This is a genomic window from Saccharopolyspora sp. 7B, assembly GCF_020177435.1.
Lineage (GTDB): Bacteria > Actinomycetota > Actinomycetes > Mycobacteriales > Pseudonocardiaceae > Saccharopolyspora_C > Saccharopolyspora_C gregorii.
The window spans coordinates 1-15,760 of sequence record NZ_JAIUKC010000093.1 but is presented as its reverse complement, the minus strand read 5'-3'; the positions used below and the strand labels follow the sequence as shown (position 1 = coordinate 15,760).

Genomic DNA, 15,760 nt, shown 5'->3' with positions numbered 1-15,760 from the left:
CGTGCGGGCGGTGATCTTCCCCGGGCAGGGCGCGCAGCGGCGCGGCATGGGGGAGGAGCTGTTCGACGCCTACCCGGACGCCGAGCAGGAGGCCTCCGAGATCCTCGGCCGCTCGATCCGGCGGTTGTGCCTGGAGGACCCGGACAAGGAGCTGGGCGACACCCGCTGCACGCAGCCCGCCCTGTACGTCGTCGGCACCCTGGCGCACCGGCGGTGGCGCGAGGACGGCGGCACGGCCGACCGGTACGCGGGGCACAGCCTCGGCGAGTACTGCGCGCTGCACGCGGCGGGCGCCTTCGACTTCGCCACCGGGCTGCGGCTGGTGCGGCGCCGCGGGGAGCTGATGGCGCAGGCGCGCGGTGGCGGCATGGTCGCCGTGCTCGGGCTGGAACCGCCGCGGCTGCGGGAACTGCTCGACGAGGGCGGGTTCGGTTCGCTGGTCGTGGCCAACGACAACGCGCCCGCGCAGCAGGTCGTCTCCGGCGCGGTCGAGGTGATCGGCGACCTGGTGCCGTACCTGGAGGCGCGCGAGGTCCGCTGCGCCCGGCTGAACGTCTCCGGCGCGTTCCACTCCCCGCTGATGGCGGCCGCGAAGGACGAATTCTCCCGCTACCTGGCGGAATTCCGGCTCGGTGATCCGCTGGTACCGGTGATCGCGAACGCCACCGCGCTGCCGTACCCGCCGGGGGGGACCGCGCGGCTGCTGGCCGAGCAGGTGGTCAGCCCGGTGCGGTGGACGGAAGGCGTGCGGCACCTGCTGGACGCGGGTGTCACCGAGTTCGTGGAGCTCGGCGGGCGCGTCGTCGGCAAGCTCGTCGAGCAGATCCGCGCGGCGCCGAGGCCGGAACCGGTCGCCGAAGCCGCCCCGAGGCCGAAACCGGCATCGCGTCCGGAACCGGTGGCCGATATGGGATCGCGACCGCAAGCCGTGGCCGAACCGGGACCGCGTCCGGGATCGGTGGCCGAACCGGCGCTGCGACCAGAACCGGCATCGCGTCCGGAACCGGTGGTCGAACCGACGCGGCGTCCGGAACCGGCCCCGAGCCCGGAACCGGCGCGGCCCCGCGCTCCGGAGCGAACCGCGCCGGTCAACGGGAGTTCCGCACCGCCGGTGGTGCCGACGGGGCCTCCCGCCGCCGACGAGCGCGCCACCCACCTCGGCAGCGAGGTGTTCCGCCGCCGCCACGGCCTGCGCTACGCCTACGCCGGTGGCGGGCTGTACCGCGGGGTCGCCTCCCCGGAAATGGTGGTGCGCTTCGGCCGTGCCGGCATGCTCGGCGTGCTCGGCACCGGTGGGCTCCCGCCCGCCGAGGTCGAGCGCGGCGTCCGCGAGATCCAGCGCGGCCTGCCGGACGCTCGGGCCTACGGGGTGAACCTGCTGGCCGACCACGACGATCCGGCGGCCGAGCGCGAGCAGGTGGAGCTGCTGCTGCGGCTCGGCGTACGCACCGTCGAGGCCTCCGCGTTCGTCCGGATCACCCCGGCGCTGGTGCGGTTCCGCGCCAGCGGGCTGCGCGCCGGTCCGGACGGGAAACCGGTGTGCGAGCACCGGATCCTCGCGAAGGTGTCCCGTCCCGAGATCGCCGCCGAGTTCCTGGCGCCACCACCGCGGTCCATCTTGGACGGACTGCGCGCGGAGGGCGCGCTCACCGACGAACAGGTGCGGCTGGCGGCCCAGGTGCCGATGAGCCACGACCTCACCGTCGAGGCCGACTCCGGCGGGCACACCGACGGCGGCATCGCGGCGGTGCTGATGCCCGCGATGCTGGGGCTGCGGCAGCGCGCGGTGCGGGAGCACGGCTACGCCGAACCGATCTGCCTCGGCCTCGCCGGTGGTATCGGCACGCCGTCGGCGGTGGCCGCCGCGTTCCTGCTCGGCGCCGACTACGTGCTCACCGGCTCGATCAACCAGTGCACCGCGGAATCGGCGATGAGCGCGCCGGTGAAGGACGTGCTGCAGGACATCGGCGTCGACGACACCGGCTACGCCCCGGCGGGCGACATGTTCGAGATGGGCGCCCAGGTGCAGGTGCTGCGCAAGGGCGTGTTCTTCCCGACGCGGGCGAACAAGCTGTTCGCGCTGCACGCGCACTACGACGGCTGGGAGCAGATCCCGCTGCGCACCAGGGAACTCGTCGAACGCACCTACTTCCGCCGCAGCGCCGAGGAGGTGTGGGACGAGGTGTGCGCCCACCTGCGCTCCCGCGGCCGCGAAGCGCAGATCGCGCAGGCCGAGCAGCAGCCGAAGCTGAAGCTGGCGCGGCTGTTCCGCTGGTACTTCCACTACAGCACCAAGCTCGCGATGAGCGGCGACGAGCACGACAAGGTCAACCGCCAGGTGCACACCGGTCCCGCGCTCGGCGCCTTCAACGACTGGGTGCGGGGCACCGAGCTGCACCCGTGGCAGCACCGGCACGTGGACGAGATCGGCCGCCTGCTGCTGGACGGTGCCGTCGAGACCATCGGCGCGGCCGTCGAGCACTGGCAGGCCACCCTGGCCCCCGGCCCGAACCCGTCGGCTGATACGAGGAGGTCCTGATGACCGCGCCGACCGCGGGAACCGAGATCCGGCTGGCCTCCCGGCCGGACGGGATGCCGGTCCCCGAGAACTTCACCGTCGCCCGGGCCGACCTGCCCGACGTCGGGCCCGGCCAGGTGCTGGTGCGCAACCTGGTGCTCAGCGTCGATCCGTACATGCGGGGCCGGATGAACAACGTGCGCACCTACGTGCCGCCGTTCCAGATCGGCAAACCCCTCGAAGGTGGTGCGGTCGGCGAAGTCCTCGTGTCGCGGTCCCCGCAGCTCGCGGCCGGTGACGTGGTGCTGCACGGGCTCGGCTGGCGCGAGTACGCCGTGGTCGGCGCCGCCGGCGCGACCCGGGTGGACACCACCGCCACCCCGCCCGAGGCGTACCTGGGCGCGCTCGGCATGCCCGGCCACGCCGCCTACGCCGGACTGCTCGAAGCCGCCGAGTTCCGGCCCGGCGACACGGTGTTCGTCTCCGGCGCGGCGGGCACCGTCGGCTCGATCGTCGGTCAGATCGCGAAGCTGCGCGGCGCCGCCAAGGTCATCGGCTCGGCGGGCGGCCCGGCGAAGGTGCGCTACCTGACCGAGGAACTCGGGTTCGACCGCGCCTTCGACTACCGGGACAGGCCGATCTGGCAGCAACTGGTCAAGGCCTCCCCGGACGGGTTCGACGTCTACTTCGACAACGTCGGCGGCGACCACCTGGACGCCGCCCTGCTGCTGGCGAGGCCCGGCGCCCGATTCGCGTTGTGCGGCGCCATTTCCCAGTACAACGAGCGCGGGGAGGTGGTGGGGCCGCGGAATCTGGTGCAGGCCATCGGCAAGGGCATCACGCTGCGCGGATTCCTGGTGGGCCACTACGAGCACGTCAAGGACCGGTTCCTCGCGGAGATGGGCGGCTGGCTCGCCCGCGGCGACGTGCGGTGCCGGGAGACCGTGGTGCAGGGAGTGGAGAACACCCCGCAGGCCTTCCTGGACATGCTCGGCGGGAAGAACACCGGCAAGACCCTCGTGCGCGTCGACTGATCCGACCAGGAGATCAAGACCAGTGAATTCCCCAGTGGTTCCGGCAGAATCCGCGGAAGAGTCCCACGTCGGCCCGCGGCCGGTGTAGTTTCCGGGAGGGGTGCGGTTCCTCGATCACGCCACGATTCCTCGGCGCAGCAAAGGTTTTCGATTGACGCGGCCGATCTCCGGTGTGCCCCGATCGTGCGGGGCAGGACGGTTTCCCCGCGCGGCGGCGGAACTCCGCTGCGGCGCCGTTTCTCCGACAGCCTCCGACGCGGCCCGGTTTCTCCACGACAGCACGGAATCCCCGACGCAGCTTCCCCGGCACAGCAACGACCTCCGGGCGCCAGGTCGCCGCCGATCGCGCGGACGCCACCGAACCGCTCCGGTCCAGTGAGAACAGAAGGAAGGCCACCATGTCCGCCCAGAACACCACCCTGTCCGTCCCCGAAGAGGTCGGCCTGCTCTACGACCGCCTCACCGCGCTCGACACCGAAGGCGCCGGCGGCAGCCTGCACCTCGGATTCTGGGACCTCGACGACACCGAGGTGCCGCTGGTGGAGGCCGCCGACCGGCTCACCGACATGATGACCGAGCGGTTGCGGTTGCGGGCCGGGAACCGCGTGCTCGACGTCGGCTGCGGACTCGGCCAGCCCGCGAGCCGCATCGCCGCCCGCACCGGCGCCCACGTCACCGGCGTGTCCATCAGCCGGGACCAGATCAGCCGCGCCACCGAGCTCGCGCAGGACGCCGGGCTCGCCGGCCAGGTCGAGTTCCAGCATGCCGACGCGATGAACCTGCCGTTCCCCGACGCCTCCTTCGACGCGGCCATCGCCATCGAGTCGATCTTCCACATGCCCGACCGCGAGCAGGTGCTGAGCGAGATCCAGCGCGTGCTCAAGCCCGGCGGCCGGCTCACCCTCACCGACTTCTTCGCCCGCGGCCCCATTCCCGCGGACAAGCAGGAGCACGTGGACCGCTGCCTGCGCGACTTCATCATGACCCTCGCCGACGGGGACGACTACCTGCCGATGCTGCGCCGCGCCGGGCTGCGGTTCGCCGAACTGCTCGACATCACCGAGCAGAGCGTGCGCCCCACCTTCCAGCAGATGAGCGCCGCCAACGACCAGCTCGACCCGGTTTTCCAGGAGGAGGCGGACACGAAGTTCAGCCCCGCCGACATGGTGGACGTGGACGAGTTCGGCTCGGTCCTGCTGACCGCCGAGAAGCCCGCCTGATCTCCGCGGGTCCACCCAGGTGAATGGCCCATCCGTCCCGGGAACGCGGGCCGGTGGGCCGTTCACCTCCCCGCCGATCGTTGATGAGGGATGGTCTGCTGTGACCGAGATGGTCGAACACGACGACACCGCCTTGGCGTTCCCGCCGCCGCGGAAGTGCCCGTACCGGTTGCCGGACGAATACCCGGAACTGCGGGAGAACTCGCCGGTGCAGCGCGTGCTGCTGCCCACCGGCAAGCACGCGTGGATCGTCACCCGCTACGAGGACGTGCGCAAGGCGCTCATCGACCCGCGGCTGAGCTCCGACCGCGGTGACCCGGACTTCCCGCACATGGTGGAGCTCGCCAAGAGCGACAACGACTCCACCCTGTCGCTGGCCGGCATGGACCCGCCGGTGCACACCCGCGCCCGCCGCGCCGTCGTCGGCGAGTTCACCGTGCGCAAGACCGAGGCGCTGCGCCCCCGCGTCCAGCAGATCGTCGACGAGGCGGTGGACGCGATGCTGGCCGGGCCGAAGCCCGCCGACCTGGTGCGCGCGCTGTCGTTCCCGGTGCCGTCGCTGGTGATCTGCGAACTGCTCGGCGTGTCCTACGCCGACCACGAGTTCTTCGAGGACCGCACCTCGACGATGCTCAACACCACCGAGCCGCCGCTGGCCCGGCAGCGCGCCTTCTTCGACCTCCAGTCCTACTTGGACGAACTGGTGACGGCGAAGGAGGCGGAGCCCGGCGACGACCTGCTCAGCCGACAGGCCGCGAAGCCGGCCGAGGAGCGCTCCTACGACCACGCCGAGCTCGTGGACCTCGCGTTCCTGCTGCTGACCGCCGGGCACGACACCACCGGCAACATGATCTCGCTGGGCTCGCTGGCGCTGATGCAGAACCCGCGGCTGCGGGACCGGGTCATCGCCGAACCGGGACGCACCCTCGAAGTCGTGGACGAGCTGCTGCGCTACTTCAGCATCACCGACCTGATCACGGTGCGGATCGCCAAGGACGACCTGGAGATCGGCGGCCAGCCCATCAAGGCGGGGGAGGGCGTGTTCGCGCTCGGCGGCTCCGCCAACCGCGACCCGGCCGCGTTCGAGCGCCCCGAGGAGATCGACGTGGAGCGCGGCGCCCGCCAGCACGTCGCGTTCGGCTACGGCCCGCACCAGTGCCTCGGCCAGAACCTGGCCCGGATGGAACTGGAGATCGTCTACAACACCCTGTTCCGCAAGGTCCCCGGCCTGCGCCCGACGGCCGCGCTCGACGAGATCCCGCTCAAGAACGACGCGGCCATCTTCGGCCTGCACGCCCTTCCCGTCACCTGGTGAGGATCAGCCGAGGCCGAGGCGGTCGCGTTCCACCTCGACGATGCGGCGTTCGACGGGGACGGTGGCGTCGTGCAGGCGGCGTTCGTCCAGAGGACGGGTGTTGAGCGCCTCGGGGTCGGTGAGCTTCGCGGCGCTCTCCCGGGCGTAGGCGTCGAACAGGCGCGATTTCCCCTCGAGGAGTTCGCGGAGCCGCTGGTCCACGGTGTCCTTGGCGAGGATGCGGTGCACGTGGACCTTGCGGGTCTGGCCCATCCGGTGGCAGCGGGCGATGGCCTGCTCCTCCGCGCTGGGTTTCAGCTGCGGTTCGGCGAGCACCACCACGTTCGCGGCCTGGATGTTGAGCCCGGTGCCGCCCGCGTCGATCTGGGCGAGCAGCACGGCGTGCCCGTCCCGCTCGGAGAACTCGTCGACGAGCCCTTGCTTGTCGGTGAGGTGGCCGTCCAGGTCCTTCGGCATCGCGGCGGGCCCGACGGCCTCGCGGACGGCGGCGAGCACCGGCCGGAAGAAGGTGAACACGACGACCTTCCACCGCTGCTGCGCGGCTTCCTCGACGATCTCCCGCAGCCGCGCCAGCTTCGCCGAACCGGCCTGCTCGTAGGCGGTGCGCCGCATGGCCATCAGGTTCCCCGACGCCACCGCGTTCCGGTAGGCGGTGTCGTCGGAGCCGGTGAGCTCGACCCAGTCCTCCAGCTCGATGAGCTCGGGCAGTTCGGTGAGCACGTCCTCCTGGTTGCGCCGCAGGTACACCGGTGCCACCGCCCGCCGGAACCGGCCCGGCGCCAGCGCGTCCCGCGCGTCGAGCCGGGCGGCCACCTCCGGTTGCAGGTAGCCGACGAGGGTGCGGAACTCGTCGACGCGGTTCTCCATCGGGGTGCCGGTGAGCAGCAGCGCGCGGTCCGCCCGGCCCACCAGGGACACCACCGCCCGGGAGCGCTGCGCCTGCGGGTTCTTCACGTAGTGCGCCTCGTCCACCACGACCATCGACAGCGGCGCGTCCGCCACCCCGCGCAGCCGTTGCAGGGTGTCGAACGAGGTGACGGCGACCCCGCCGTCGCGCAGCCACTCGCGGGTGGCTGCGTCCCGGTCCGGGCCGTGCAGCGGGTGCGGCACGAGCGCGCTGCGCCGGGACGTCTCGTGCACCCAGTTGATCAGCACTCCGGCCGGGCACACCACCAGGAAGTGGGTGCCGCCGCGCGCGGTGAGGTGCGCCATCGCGGCCAGCGCCTCCACCGTCTTGCCCAGGCCCATCTCGTCGCCGAGGATCGACTTCCGCCGCGCCAGGGCGAACTTCGCGCCGAACGCCTGGTAGCCGCGCAGCGCGACCCGCATCAGCCCGGTGTCGAGCCCGGTCGCGGTGACCTGCCGCTCCTGCTCCGGCGGCAGCTGCCCGGTGGCGGCTCCGGCGGCGGTCCCGGCGTGGCCGGTGAGCTCGGCGAGCAGCGTGTTGTAGGTGGCGGCGCGGCGTTCGTAGTCCTGCCACAGCGCCGCGGGCGCCAGCCGCTCCTCCGCGCCGACGGCGTCCGCCGCGGTGGCGCGAACCTGCCGGATGCCGGGTTCGGCGAGCAGCCCGTCCAGCCGCGCCAGCGCGTCGAGCGCGGCGCCCCCGCGACCGGCCCCGGTGAACCACATCCGCAGCCTGCTGCGGGTCCGCTGCGCAGGCGGTTCCAGCTCGTCGAGGGTGCCGAGCCCGCGCCGGATCTCCTCCTGCAGCGCGGAGATCCGCTCTCCGGCGAGTTCCCAGGCGCGCACCGCCGCCAGCAGCGCGGCGTGCTCCGGATCGCGCCGGTCCGGGTCGAGGCGCACCACGACGTCCTGCGCGCCGGCCTGCGCGAGGCGCCCGGCGGCGTCCGCGGCCTGTCGCGCGATGGCCGGGCCGACGCCGGGCACGGTCTGCAACCGCTCCGGGGTCGCGGCGGCCACGTCGGCGACGGTGCGGAAGCCGGCGCGTTCCAGCTCGCCGAGCCGCAGCCTGCCCTGCGCGGCTTCGCGGAGCCTGCCGACCGGCATCGCGCGCAACCGCTCCCACGCCTCCCGCTGCCGGAACGCGTCGTACCGCCGCCGCGCCAGCGCGCGCAGCCGGTCCGGTTCGGCGAGCAGCCCGTGCGCGGCCGCGCGAAACGACCGCGCCCCGGCCCGCGCGGCGCGCGCCGCGCGACCCGCCTTCACCTCGCCTGGCTCGTCGTCGAGCTGCATGCTTCCTCCCCAGGAATCCCGTGCTCGTCAGTACCGCACCGTCCGAGCGTGCGGGCAGCCACCGAGCGGGTGGTCCGCGACCGCGGCACCCCGACAAGCCTGCCGGATCACCGGACGCCGGTGCCGCAGGGTCCGCCGGGACGGCCGCTTGCCATTTATGAACAGCTGTACATACTCTTGTCGGCATGACGTTCGGGATGCTGTGCCTGGCCATCGCCGCGGGGCTGTGCGGTTCGCTGTGCACCCGGGCCTCGCGCGGATTCACCCGCTGGGGCTGGGGGATCGCGGCGATCGCCGGGTACGCGATCGCGACCGTGCTGCTGTCCTGGCTGGTGCAGCGGCTGCCGGTCGGACTCGTGTACGCGGTGTGGACGGGCGCCGCGGCGGTGGTGCTGGTGGCCGTGGACCGGGTCTTCTTCGCGGTGCGCACCAGCCGGGTGCAGCTCGGCGGCATGGCGGTGACGCTGCTCGGCATCGTGCTGCTCGGCACCGGGACGGGCGGATGAGCGCGGCGCGCCGGGCGTGGGCGCACCTCGCGGGCACCATCGTGCTGGAGATCGTCGCCACCCTGGCGCTGCGGGCCTCCGCCGGTTTCACCGCGCCGGTGCCGTCGGCGGTCGCGGTGGTCGGCTACGGTGCGACGGTCGTGCTGCTGTCGCGGGCGCTGCGGGTGATCCCGCTGGGCGTGGCCTACGTGATCTGGACCGGCGCGGGGACGGCCGGGGTCGCGCTGCTGGGATCGGTGCTGTTCGCCGACCACCTGCCCCCGGTGGCATGGCTCGGCGTCGCGTGCGTGATCGGCGGCGTCGCGATGATCAACCTGGCGAGGCGGGATTCGCGGGAGGAACGCGGTGCGGCCGAAGAACACCCCGAATGATCCCGAACGGCGGGAGCGGATCGTGGACGCCGCGATCCAGCTGATCCGCGACGGCGGCACCTCCCGCGTCACCGCGCGCGCCGCCGCGCAGCAGGCCGGGGTGCCCGTCGGTTCCGTCGCCTACCACTTCGAATCGGTGCGCGCGCTGCTGATCGAGGCGAGCAGGCGGGTGCTGCGTTCCCGCGCCGAGTCCCTCGACGAGTGGCTGCGCGGGGTCACCGCGGACACCGTCGTCGCCCGGCTCGCCGAGCTGGTCCACCACCACCTCACCGCGGAGCGCGGCACCAGCGTCGTCACCTACGAGCTGTACGTCCTCGGCATGCGCGACCCGGAATTCCGCGCGGTGAGCCGTGCTTCGCTGGTCCACCTGCGGGAGAAGCTGGCCGAAGTGCTGCCCGCTCCGGCGGCGGACCGGCTCGCCGCGACCGCCGACGGCTACCAGATGCAATGCCTCTTCGAGGAGCGAACCCCGCCGGTGGAGAACATCCGCACGATGTTGCAACCGGACTGATGTCTGTTCGTCCGTTGCTCGGGGGTCGTTCCCTGTCAGCGGGGAAGCCGCTGAGCAGCGACCACGCGCGCAGGTCGACCACCCGCGGGTTCTCAGCGCTTTCCTCGCGAGAACAGCGTTTTCGCATGTGGCGGAGCCACCTGTGAAAACGATCCCGCAGCGAGGAAAGCGCTGAGTCCGCCACCCATCCCCGAAAGCAGAACGAGTGGCGGTGCCCGCAGCGAGGAACATCACCTTGATGGGGTAGTGGTATGTCCGGTTAGGGTGCTCGGGAGCCAGTCGCGCCCGCGAGGGCAGGGAATCCGGTCGGAATCCGGAGCTGACGCGCAGCGGTAGGGGCGATGGGCGAGGAACGGCCGCACGGCCGCGACCACTGGACCACCGGGTCCGGGAAGGGACCTCGCCCGGCGAACCCGAGCCCGAAGACCTGGCTGGCTCCCCGGACCGCACTCGGTGCCGGGTCGCAGCCTGCCGGGCCCCGCGCATGGGTCCGGGGTGAGGAACCACGTGACATGCCGTTCTCGCGCCCCCGCGCGTTCCGGGCCGGACTGGTGGCGTTGACCGCGACCGTGCTGGCCTCCTGCGCCGCCCCCGCCGACGACACCGCACCCGCCGCCGGGGCGACGACGCTGCACAACTGCGGCACCGAGGTCACCGTCGCGGAACCGCCGCGGCGGGCGGTGTCGCTGAACCAGTCGACCACCGAGATCATGCTCTCGCTGGGACTGGCCGACCGGATGGTGGGCACCGCGACCTGGACGGAGCCGGTCGACCCGCCGCTGGCCGCGGCGAACGCGCGGGTGCCGAAGCTCGCCGAGAACACCCCGTCGTTCGAGTCCGTGCTGGACACCGAACCGGACATCGTGCTCGGCGCCTACCAGGCCATGTTCACCGACGAGCGCGTCGCCGACCGCGAGCGGTTCACCGAGCTCGGCGTGCCCACCTACCTGTCGCCGAGCAACTGCCTGCCGGAGGAGGCGCCGCTGCCGGAACCGGTGCAGCTGGCCGACATCCACCAGGAGGTGCAGGACATCGCCGACCTGTTCGGCGTCCCCGAGCGGGGCCGGGCGCTCAACGAGCAGCTGCGCGGCCGGGTGGAGGCGGCGCGGCAGAAGGTCGCCGGGCTGGACTCGCGCGGCGACATCTCGGTGCTGTTCTGGTTCGCCCGCACCGAATCCCCGTACGTGGCGGGCTCCACCGGGTCTCCGGCGATCATGGCCAGGGAGCTGGGCGTGCGCAACGCCTACGACGACGTCACCTCGATGTGGCCGCAGGTGTCCTGGGAGGACGTGCTGGCCCGCGACCCGGACCTGCTGGTGCTCGGCGATCTCACCCGCGACGGCGAAGGCGACGGGCTCGCGGCGAAGGAGCGGTTCCTGCACGAGGACCCGGCGGTGTCCCGGCTCGCCGCGGTCCGCGACGACCACCTGCTGAGCATGACCGGCACCGAGCTGAACATCAGCCTCCGCACCGTGCAGGGCATCGAGCGGCTCGCGGACCGGCTCGTCGAGCTGGACCGGCAGCGGTGACGGCGGGGCGGCTGCCCGCCTCCGCCATCGTGCTGGCCGGGATCCCGGCGCTGCTGCTGTCGATCGCCGCCGCGGTCACCCTCGGGCCCGCGGACCTGTCGGTCGCCGACGTGGGCAGCGTGGTGGGGCACCGGCTCGGGCTGGTGGACACCGAGGTGTCCCGCATCGGGCAGGGCATCGTGCTGCAGCTGCGGTTGCCGCGGGCGCTGCTGGCCTCGATCTGCGGTGCCGGGCTGGGGGTGTGCGGGGCGGTATTGCAGACGCTGGTGCGCAACCCGCTCGCCGACCCGTACCTGCTCGGGGTGTCCTCCGGCGCCTCCACGGGCGCGGTGTCGGTGGTGGTGCTGGGGCTCGGGGCCGGGGCGATCGGGTTGACCGCGGGGGCGTTCGCGGGAGCGCTGGTGGTGTTCGCGCTGGCGCTGCTGCTGGCGTCGGTCGCGGGTGGCGCCGCCGGGCACACCGTGCTGGCCGGGGTCGCGGGCACCCAGCTGTTCTCCGCGCTGACCTCCTACATCGTGATCACGTCGGCGGACGCGGAGCAGACCCGCGGGGTGCTGTTCTGGCTGCTGGGTTCGCTGTCGGGGGCGCGGTGGAACGACGTGGTGCTGGCCGGGATCGTGTGCGTGGCGTGCCTGGTGCTGTGCCTGGCCCGGGCTGGGGCGCTGGACGCGTTCGCGTTCGGCCAGGACGCGGCGGCCTCCCTCGGGGTGCACGTGCAGCGGTTGCGGATCGTGCTGCTGGTGGCGACGGCGCTGCTGGCGGCGACGCTGGTGGCCGCCGCGGGCGCGATCGGGTTCGTCGGCCTGGTGCTGCCGCAGGCGGCGCGGCTGCTGGTCGGACCGCGGCACCGCGCGCTGCTGCCGGTGACGGCGGTGCTGGGCGCGGTGCTGCTGGTGTGGGTGGACGTGCTGGCCACCACGATCGCCGCGCCGCAGGAGGTGCCGGTCGGCGTGGTCACCGCGCTCGTCGGGGTGCCCGCGTTCGCCGTGCTGCTGGCCAAGCGGGGGAGGGTCTCGTGAGCCTGACCGCGAACGACGTGTCCTGGTCGGCCGGGGGAGCGCTGATCCTCGACGGGGTGCGGCTGCGCGTGGAACCCGGGCGGACCGTGGGCCTGCTCGGGCCGAACGGATCCGGGAAGTCCTCGCTGCTGCGGCTGCTCGCGGGCCTGCGCCGACCGGCGAGCGGGACGGTGGCGGTCGGTGACCGGACCACCGACCGCTGGCCGCGCCGCGAGCTGGCCCGGCGGGTGGCGGTGGTCGAGCAGCAGGTCGGCACGGACGTGGACCTCACCGTCGCCGAGGTCGTCGCCCTCGGCCGCACCCCGCACCGCAGCGGCTGGGGCGGGCGGAGCGCGGCGGACGAGGAGATCATCCGCCGCGCCCTGGCGCAGACCGGCCTGGACGGGCTGGCGCACCGGCGCTGGCACGGGCTCTCCGGCGGGGAGCGCCAGCGCGCCCAGATCGCGCGGGCGCTGGCGCAGGAACCGGTGGAGCTGGTGCTGGACGAGCCGACGAACCACCTGGACATCGCCCACCAGCTGGACCTGCTGGCGCTGGTGCGGCGGCTACCGGTGACCAGCGTGATCGCGCTGCACGACCTGAACCTGGCGGGGATGTTCTGCGACGAGCTGGCGGTGCTCTCCGGCGGCCGGGTGGTGGCGGCGGGCACCCCGCGGGAGGTGCTGACCGAGCGGACCATCGCCGAGGTCTACGGCGTCCGCTGCGAGGTGTCCGAAGTGGACGGACATCCGCACGTCCGGTTCCTGCCGGAGCTGCCGGTCAGCGGATGAGCTCGTCGGCGACCCAGCGGGCGACCCCGGGCGGGAACGGCGCGGGCAGGCCCAGCACCACGTGGGTGAACCCGGCCTCGACCGCCGCGCCGATCGCTTCACGGGTCTCGGCGGGCCGCTTGTAGTCCACCGCCAGGTGGATCGAGCGGGTGATCTCCGCCGGGTCGCGGCCGATCTCGGCGCAGCGGCGGTCCAGCATGGCGCTGCGGGACTTCGCGTCCTCGATGTCGCCGCCGGGGATGTTCCACACGTCCGCGTGCGCGGCGACGATCCGCAGCGTCGCCGCGGCGCGCCCGCCGATGAGGATCGGCGGGTGCGGGCGCTGCACCGGCTTCGGGTTGCCGAACGCGCCGGTCAGCCGCACGTGCTCGCCGTCGAAGTCGAACGGCTCGTCCTCGGTCCACAGCCGCCGGATCACCGTGCAGGCCTCGTCGAGCGCGCCGACCGCGCGGGCGGTGTCGTGGAACGGCATCCCGTGCGCGGCGTACTCGCGGCGGGCCAGCGGGTGGTCCGGCCGGGAACCGACGCCGATGCCGAAGTCGAGCCGTCCGTCCGAGATGACGTCCACCGTGGTGGCGATCTTCGCGAGCACCGCCGGCGGCCGGAACCGGTTGCTGGTCACCAGCACGCCGACGCGCAACCGGCGGGTGGCGGCGGCGAGCGCGGCGAGCATCGTCCAGCCCTCGTAGGCGGGGCCGTCCAGATCGCCGCCGATGGGCATCAGGTGGTCGAACAGCCAGGCGTGCTCGATCTCGGGGATCGCGTCGGCCTCGCGCCAGACCTCCAGGAGGTCGCGGTGGTGCAGGTTCTGCGGGGCGGTCATGATCCCGAAGCTGGTGCGGGTGGAATGCGTCACGGGGGATCCTCCGGTGTCCTCGAGTTAATCGGAACAAAGTTCCGTTTAATGGGTGCAGATGTGGGGCTGTGGTGGGCAGGATGGGTGCGGCGCGGGTCGGCCGGTCGGCGGTGGTGGCATCCGCGGTCGCCGTGCCGCGACTTCCCTGGTGGGGAGCCGCGGAAGTGCCGTTCTTCTCAGGTTCGTCGAACGGCGGTCGCTCGATCGCGCCGGGCCCGCTCGGGGCGGGGGGCCGCGCCGGTGGAGCGCTCCCGCTCGCGCTGGTGCCGCGGTCGGGCGAGGCGTTCCGGTGGCCGTCCCGCTCTGGCATCATGGAACAAGCGGAACCGCACTCCGGAAACTATACGGAACAGCGTTCCGCATGGCAAGTCCGCATCGGGAGGGGAGCACGGTGGGCGCAGACGACGGCGCGGCGCGGCCCAAGCGGGCGGACGCCCAGCGCAACGAGAGGACGCTGCTGGACGCCGCCGCCGCGGTGTTCGTCCGCTCCGGCGTGGAAGCCCCGGTGCGCGACATCGCCGCGCAGGCCGGGGTCGGAACCGGCACGATCTACCGGCACTTCCCGACGCGGTCCGACCTCATCATCGCCGTCTACCGGCACCAGATCGAAGCCTGCGCCGAAGCCGGACCGGTGCTGCTGGAGAGCTGCGCGACCCCGTACGCCGCGCTGCGGCGGTGGATCAACCTGTTCGTCGACTTCCTGGTCACCAAGCACGGGCTGGCGAAGGTGCTGCGCTCCGACGAGGACGGGTTCGAGGCGCTGCACGCCTACTTCCTGGACCGGCTGCTGCCGGTGTGCGCGGAACTGCTCGCCGCCGCCGCGCGCTCGGGGGAGATCCGCGCCGACCTGGAGGCCATCGAGCTGATGCGCGGAGTCGGGAACCTCTGCATCGGCGCGGAAGACGACCCGCGCTACGACGCGCGCCGCCTCGTCGACGTCCTCGTCGCGGGCCTTCGTGCCGCCTCCTGAACCCGAACCCTCACCGGCCTGAGGGCGGCGGCCGAACGACCCGCCCATCCCCGGTTCCGTCGAGGTGAGCGGCCCACCCGCCCGGGGTGGTCGGTCGAACGGGCCACTCATCTGCCGGTTCTGCCGGGGTGAGCGGTCCGCCGGCCTGGCGTGGTCGGCCGGGTGTGCCACTCACCTGGGTCAGCGGATGGTCGTGCAGGGTCTCGTGTCCGGGTCCTCCGCCGTGTCGGGTTCCAGGCGCACGTCGGAGAAGGTGACGTCCAGGCGCCGCTGCGCGGAGACCAGGAACGGCGTATTCACCCGCTCCGGATCCAGGCCCGCCGCGGTGAAGCAGGTCAGCGGGATCTTCACCGTCGTCGTCCGCCCCACCGGCAGCTCCCCGAACAGCTTCGCGGCGGGCAGCGCGCCGGCGCACGGGTAGTGGCAGTGCTCGGCGATCTCCGCGGCGCCCTCGCCCGGTTCCGCGTTGAGCCGCGCTTCGAAGACCAGCGCGCCACCGCCGTCGACGTAGGGCCGCAGGTCCAGCGAGCCCTCCGGGTTCGTGGTCTGCAGGTAGACCTGCGCGGTGGAATCCCCGTTCCACACCACCCGCATCCCGTCCCCGTCGGGGGTGGCCGCGATCTCGCCGGGGTGAGAGGCACCCTCCGGCGGGATGGCGGTGCCGCTCCAGTTGCTGTCGGACCCGAGGTACCCGGCGAAGGACTCGGCGACCGCGCCGCCCTGGTACAGCGGCAGCGGTCCGCCGGGAGCGGTGGATCGGGTGGCGACGGCGAGGACGGCGACGAGGCCGACGACGACCGCCGCGGCGGCCTCGATCGCGGGCCACCACCACTTCCGGCGGGACGGCGGCCCGGGAGGGGCCGCGACCCGGACCGTCGGTTCCTCGGGCACCGCGCGGGGCGGGGGGGGCGGGGGCGGCGGGCGCGTCGTCGGTGCGTCCGCCAGGCC

Annotated in this window: 14 protein-coding genes and 1 riboswitch; of the genes, 11 read left to right on the top strand and 3 right to left on the bottom strand. The window is 73.2% G+C overall.

Annotated elements, in window-relative coordinates:
* Nucleotide 1: 1 nt before the first annotated feature.
* The 4 genes from LCD33_RS29410 (at nucleotide 2) to LCD33_RS15820 (ending at nucleotide 6,087) form a co-directional block, all read left to right on the top strand.
* Nucleotides 2–2,539, top strand: coding sequence for a PfaD family polyunsaturated fatty acid/polyketide biosynthesis protein (locus tag LCD33_RS29410; protein ID WP_224967252.1), 2,538 nt, complete (start codon nucleotides 2–4; stop codon nucleotides 2,537–2,539).
* The gene (locus tag LCD33_RS15830) at nucleotides 2,539–3,552 is read left to right on the top strand and encodes an NADP-dependent oxidoreductase (protein WP_224977994.1); all 1,014 of its coding nucleotides are present in this window, start codon (nucleotides 2,539–2,541) and stop codon (nucleotides 3,550–3,552) included. Before LCD33_RS29410 ends, LCD33_RS15830 begins: the two co-directional genes overlap by 1 nt.
* A 398-nt stretch (nucleotides 3,553–3,950) precedes the next feature.
* Entirely contained in the window at nucleotides 3,951–4,772 is an 822-nt protein-coding gene (locus LCD33_RS15825) for a cyclopropane-fatty-acyl-phospholipid synthase family protein (RefSeq protein WP_224977993.1), read from the top strand.
* Between the two features lie 109 nt (nucleotides 4,773–4,881).
* Nucleotides 4,882–6,087 carry a cytochrome P450 gene (locus LCD33_RS15820; RefSeq protein WP_224977997.1) on the top strand — a complete coding sequence of 402 codons (1,206 nt, stop codon included), beginning with the start codon at nucleotides 4,882–4,884 and terminating at the stop codon, nucleotides 6,085–6,087.
* A gap of 3 nt (nucleotides 6,088–6,090) precedes the next feature.
* Here LCD33_RS15820 and LCD33_RS15815 read toward each other — a convergent pair whose 3' ends face one another.
* Nucleotides 6,091–8,280 carry a DEAD/DEAH box helicase gene (locus tag LCD33_RS15815; RefSeq protein WP_224977992.1) on the bottom strand — a complete coding sequence of 730 codons (2,190 nt, stop codon included), beginning with the start codon at nucleotides 8,278–8,280 and terminating at the stop codon, nucleotides 6,091–6,093.
* A gap of 185 nt (nucleotides 8,281–8,465) precedes the next feature.
* On the opposite strand from LCD33_RS15815, the gene LCD33_RS15810 reads away from it, so the two are divergent.
* The 6 genes from LCD33_RS15810 (at nucleotide 8,466) to LCD33_RS15785 (ending at nucleotide 12,986) form a co-directional block, all read left to right on the top strand.
* Nucleotides 8,466–8,786, top strand: coding sequence for a multidrug efflux SMR transporter (locus LCD33_RS15810; protein ID WP_224959605.1), 321 nt, complete (start codon nucleotides 8,466–8,468; stop codon nucleotides 8,784–8,786).
* Nucleotides 8,783–9,157 (top strand): multidrug efflux SMR transporter, encoded by a 375-nt coding sequence (locus tag LCD33_RS15805; protein WP_224959606.1) that lies wholly within the window; start codon nucleotides 8,783–8,785, stop codon nucleotides 9,155–9,157. The genes LCD33_RS15810 and LCD33_RS15805 overlap by 4 nt, the downstream gene beginning before the upstream one ends.
* Nucleotides 9,132–9,668, top strand: coding sequence for a TetR/AcrR family transcriptional regulator (locus LCD33_RS15800; RefSeq protein ID WP_224959607.1), 537 nt, complete (start codon nucleotides 9,132–9,134; stop codon nucleotides 9,666–9,668). The genes LCD33_RS15805 and LCD33_RS15800 overlap by 26 nt, the downstream gene beginning before the upstream one ends.
* 295 nt (nucleotides 9,669–9,963) lie before the next feature.
* Nucleotides 9,964–10,097, top strand: a riboswitch (cobalamin riboswitch).
* Nucleotides 10,098–10,180: 83 nt separating this feature from the next.
* Nucleotides 10,181–11,197, top strand: coding sequence for an ABC transporter substrate-binding protein (locus tag LCD33_RS15795; protein ID WP_224959608.1), 1,017 nt, complete (start codon nucleotides 10,181–10,183; stop codon nucleotides 11,195–11,197).
* Nucleotides 11,194–12,216, top strand: coding sequence for an iron ABC transporter permease (locus LCD33_RS15790; RefSeq protein WP_224977991.1), 1,023 nt, complete (start codon nucleotides 11,194–11,196; stop codon nucleotides 12,214–12,216). Before LCD33_RS15795 ends, LCD33_RS15790 begins: the two co-directional genes overlap by 4 nt.
* Entirely contained in the window at nucleotides 12,213–12,986 is a 774-nt protein-coding gene (locus tag LCD33_RS15785) for an ABC transporter ATP-binding protein (protein ID WP_224959612.1), read from the top strand. The genes LCD33_RS15790 and LCD33_RS15785 overlap by 4 nt, the downstream gene beginning before the upstream one ends.
* On the opposite strand, the gene LCD33_RS15780 is transcribed toward LCD33_RS15785, so the two are convergent.
* Complete coding sequence (locus tag LCD33_RS15780) at nucleotides 12,976–13,809, bottom strand: LLM class flavin-dependent oxidoreductase (RefSeq protein WP_224967255.1); 834 nt, start codon at nucleotides 13,807–13,809, stop codon at nucleotides 12,976–12,978. The two genes, LCD33_RS15785 and LCD33_RS15780, sit on opposite strands and share 11 nt — an antisense overlap.
* 424 nt (nucleotides 13,810–14,233) lie before the next feature.
* Between LCD33_RS15780 and LCD33_RS15775 the strand changes: the two genes are divergently transcribed.
* On the top strand, nucleotides 14,234–14,812 hold the full coding sequence (locus LCD33_RS15775; RefSeq protein ID WP_224967250.1) for a TetR/AcrR family transcriptional regulator: 579 nt from the start codon (nucleotides 14,234–14,236) through the stop codon (nucleotides 14,810–14,812).
* Nucleotides 14,813–14,992: 180 nt separating this feature from the next.
* Here the strand turns inward: LCD33_RS15775 and LCD33_RS15770 are convergent.
* Nucleotides 14,993–15,760: putative glycoside hydrolase (locus LCD33_RS15770; RefSeq protein WP_255617539.1), on the bottom strand; the 768-nt coding region annotated here is incomplete at its 5' end.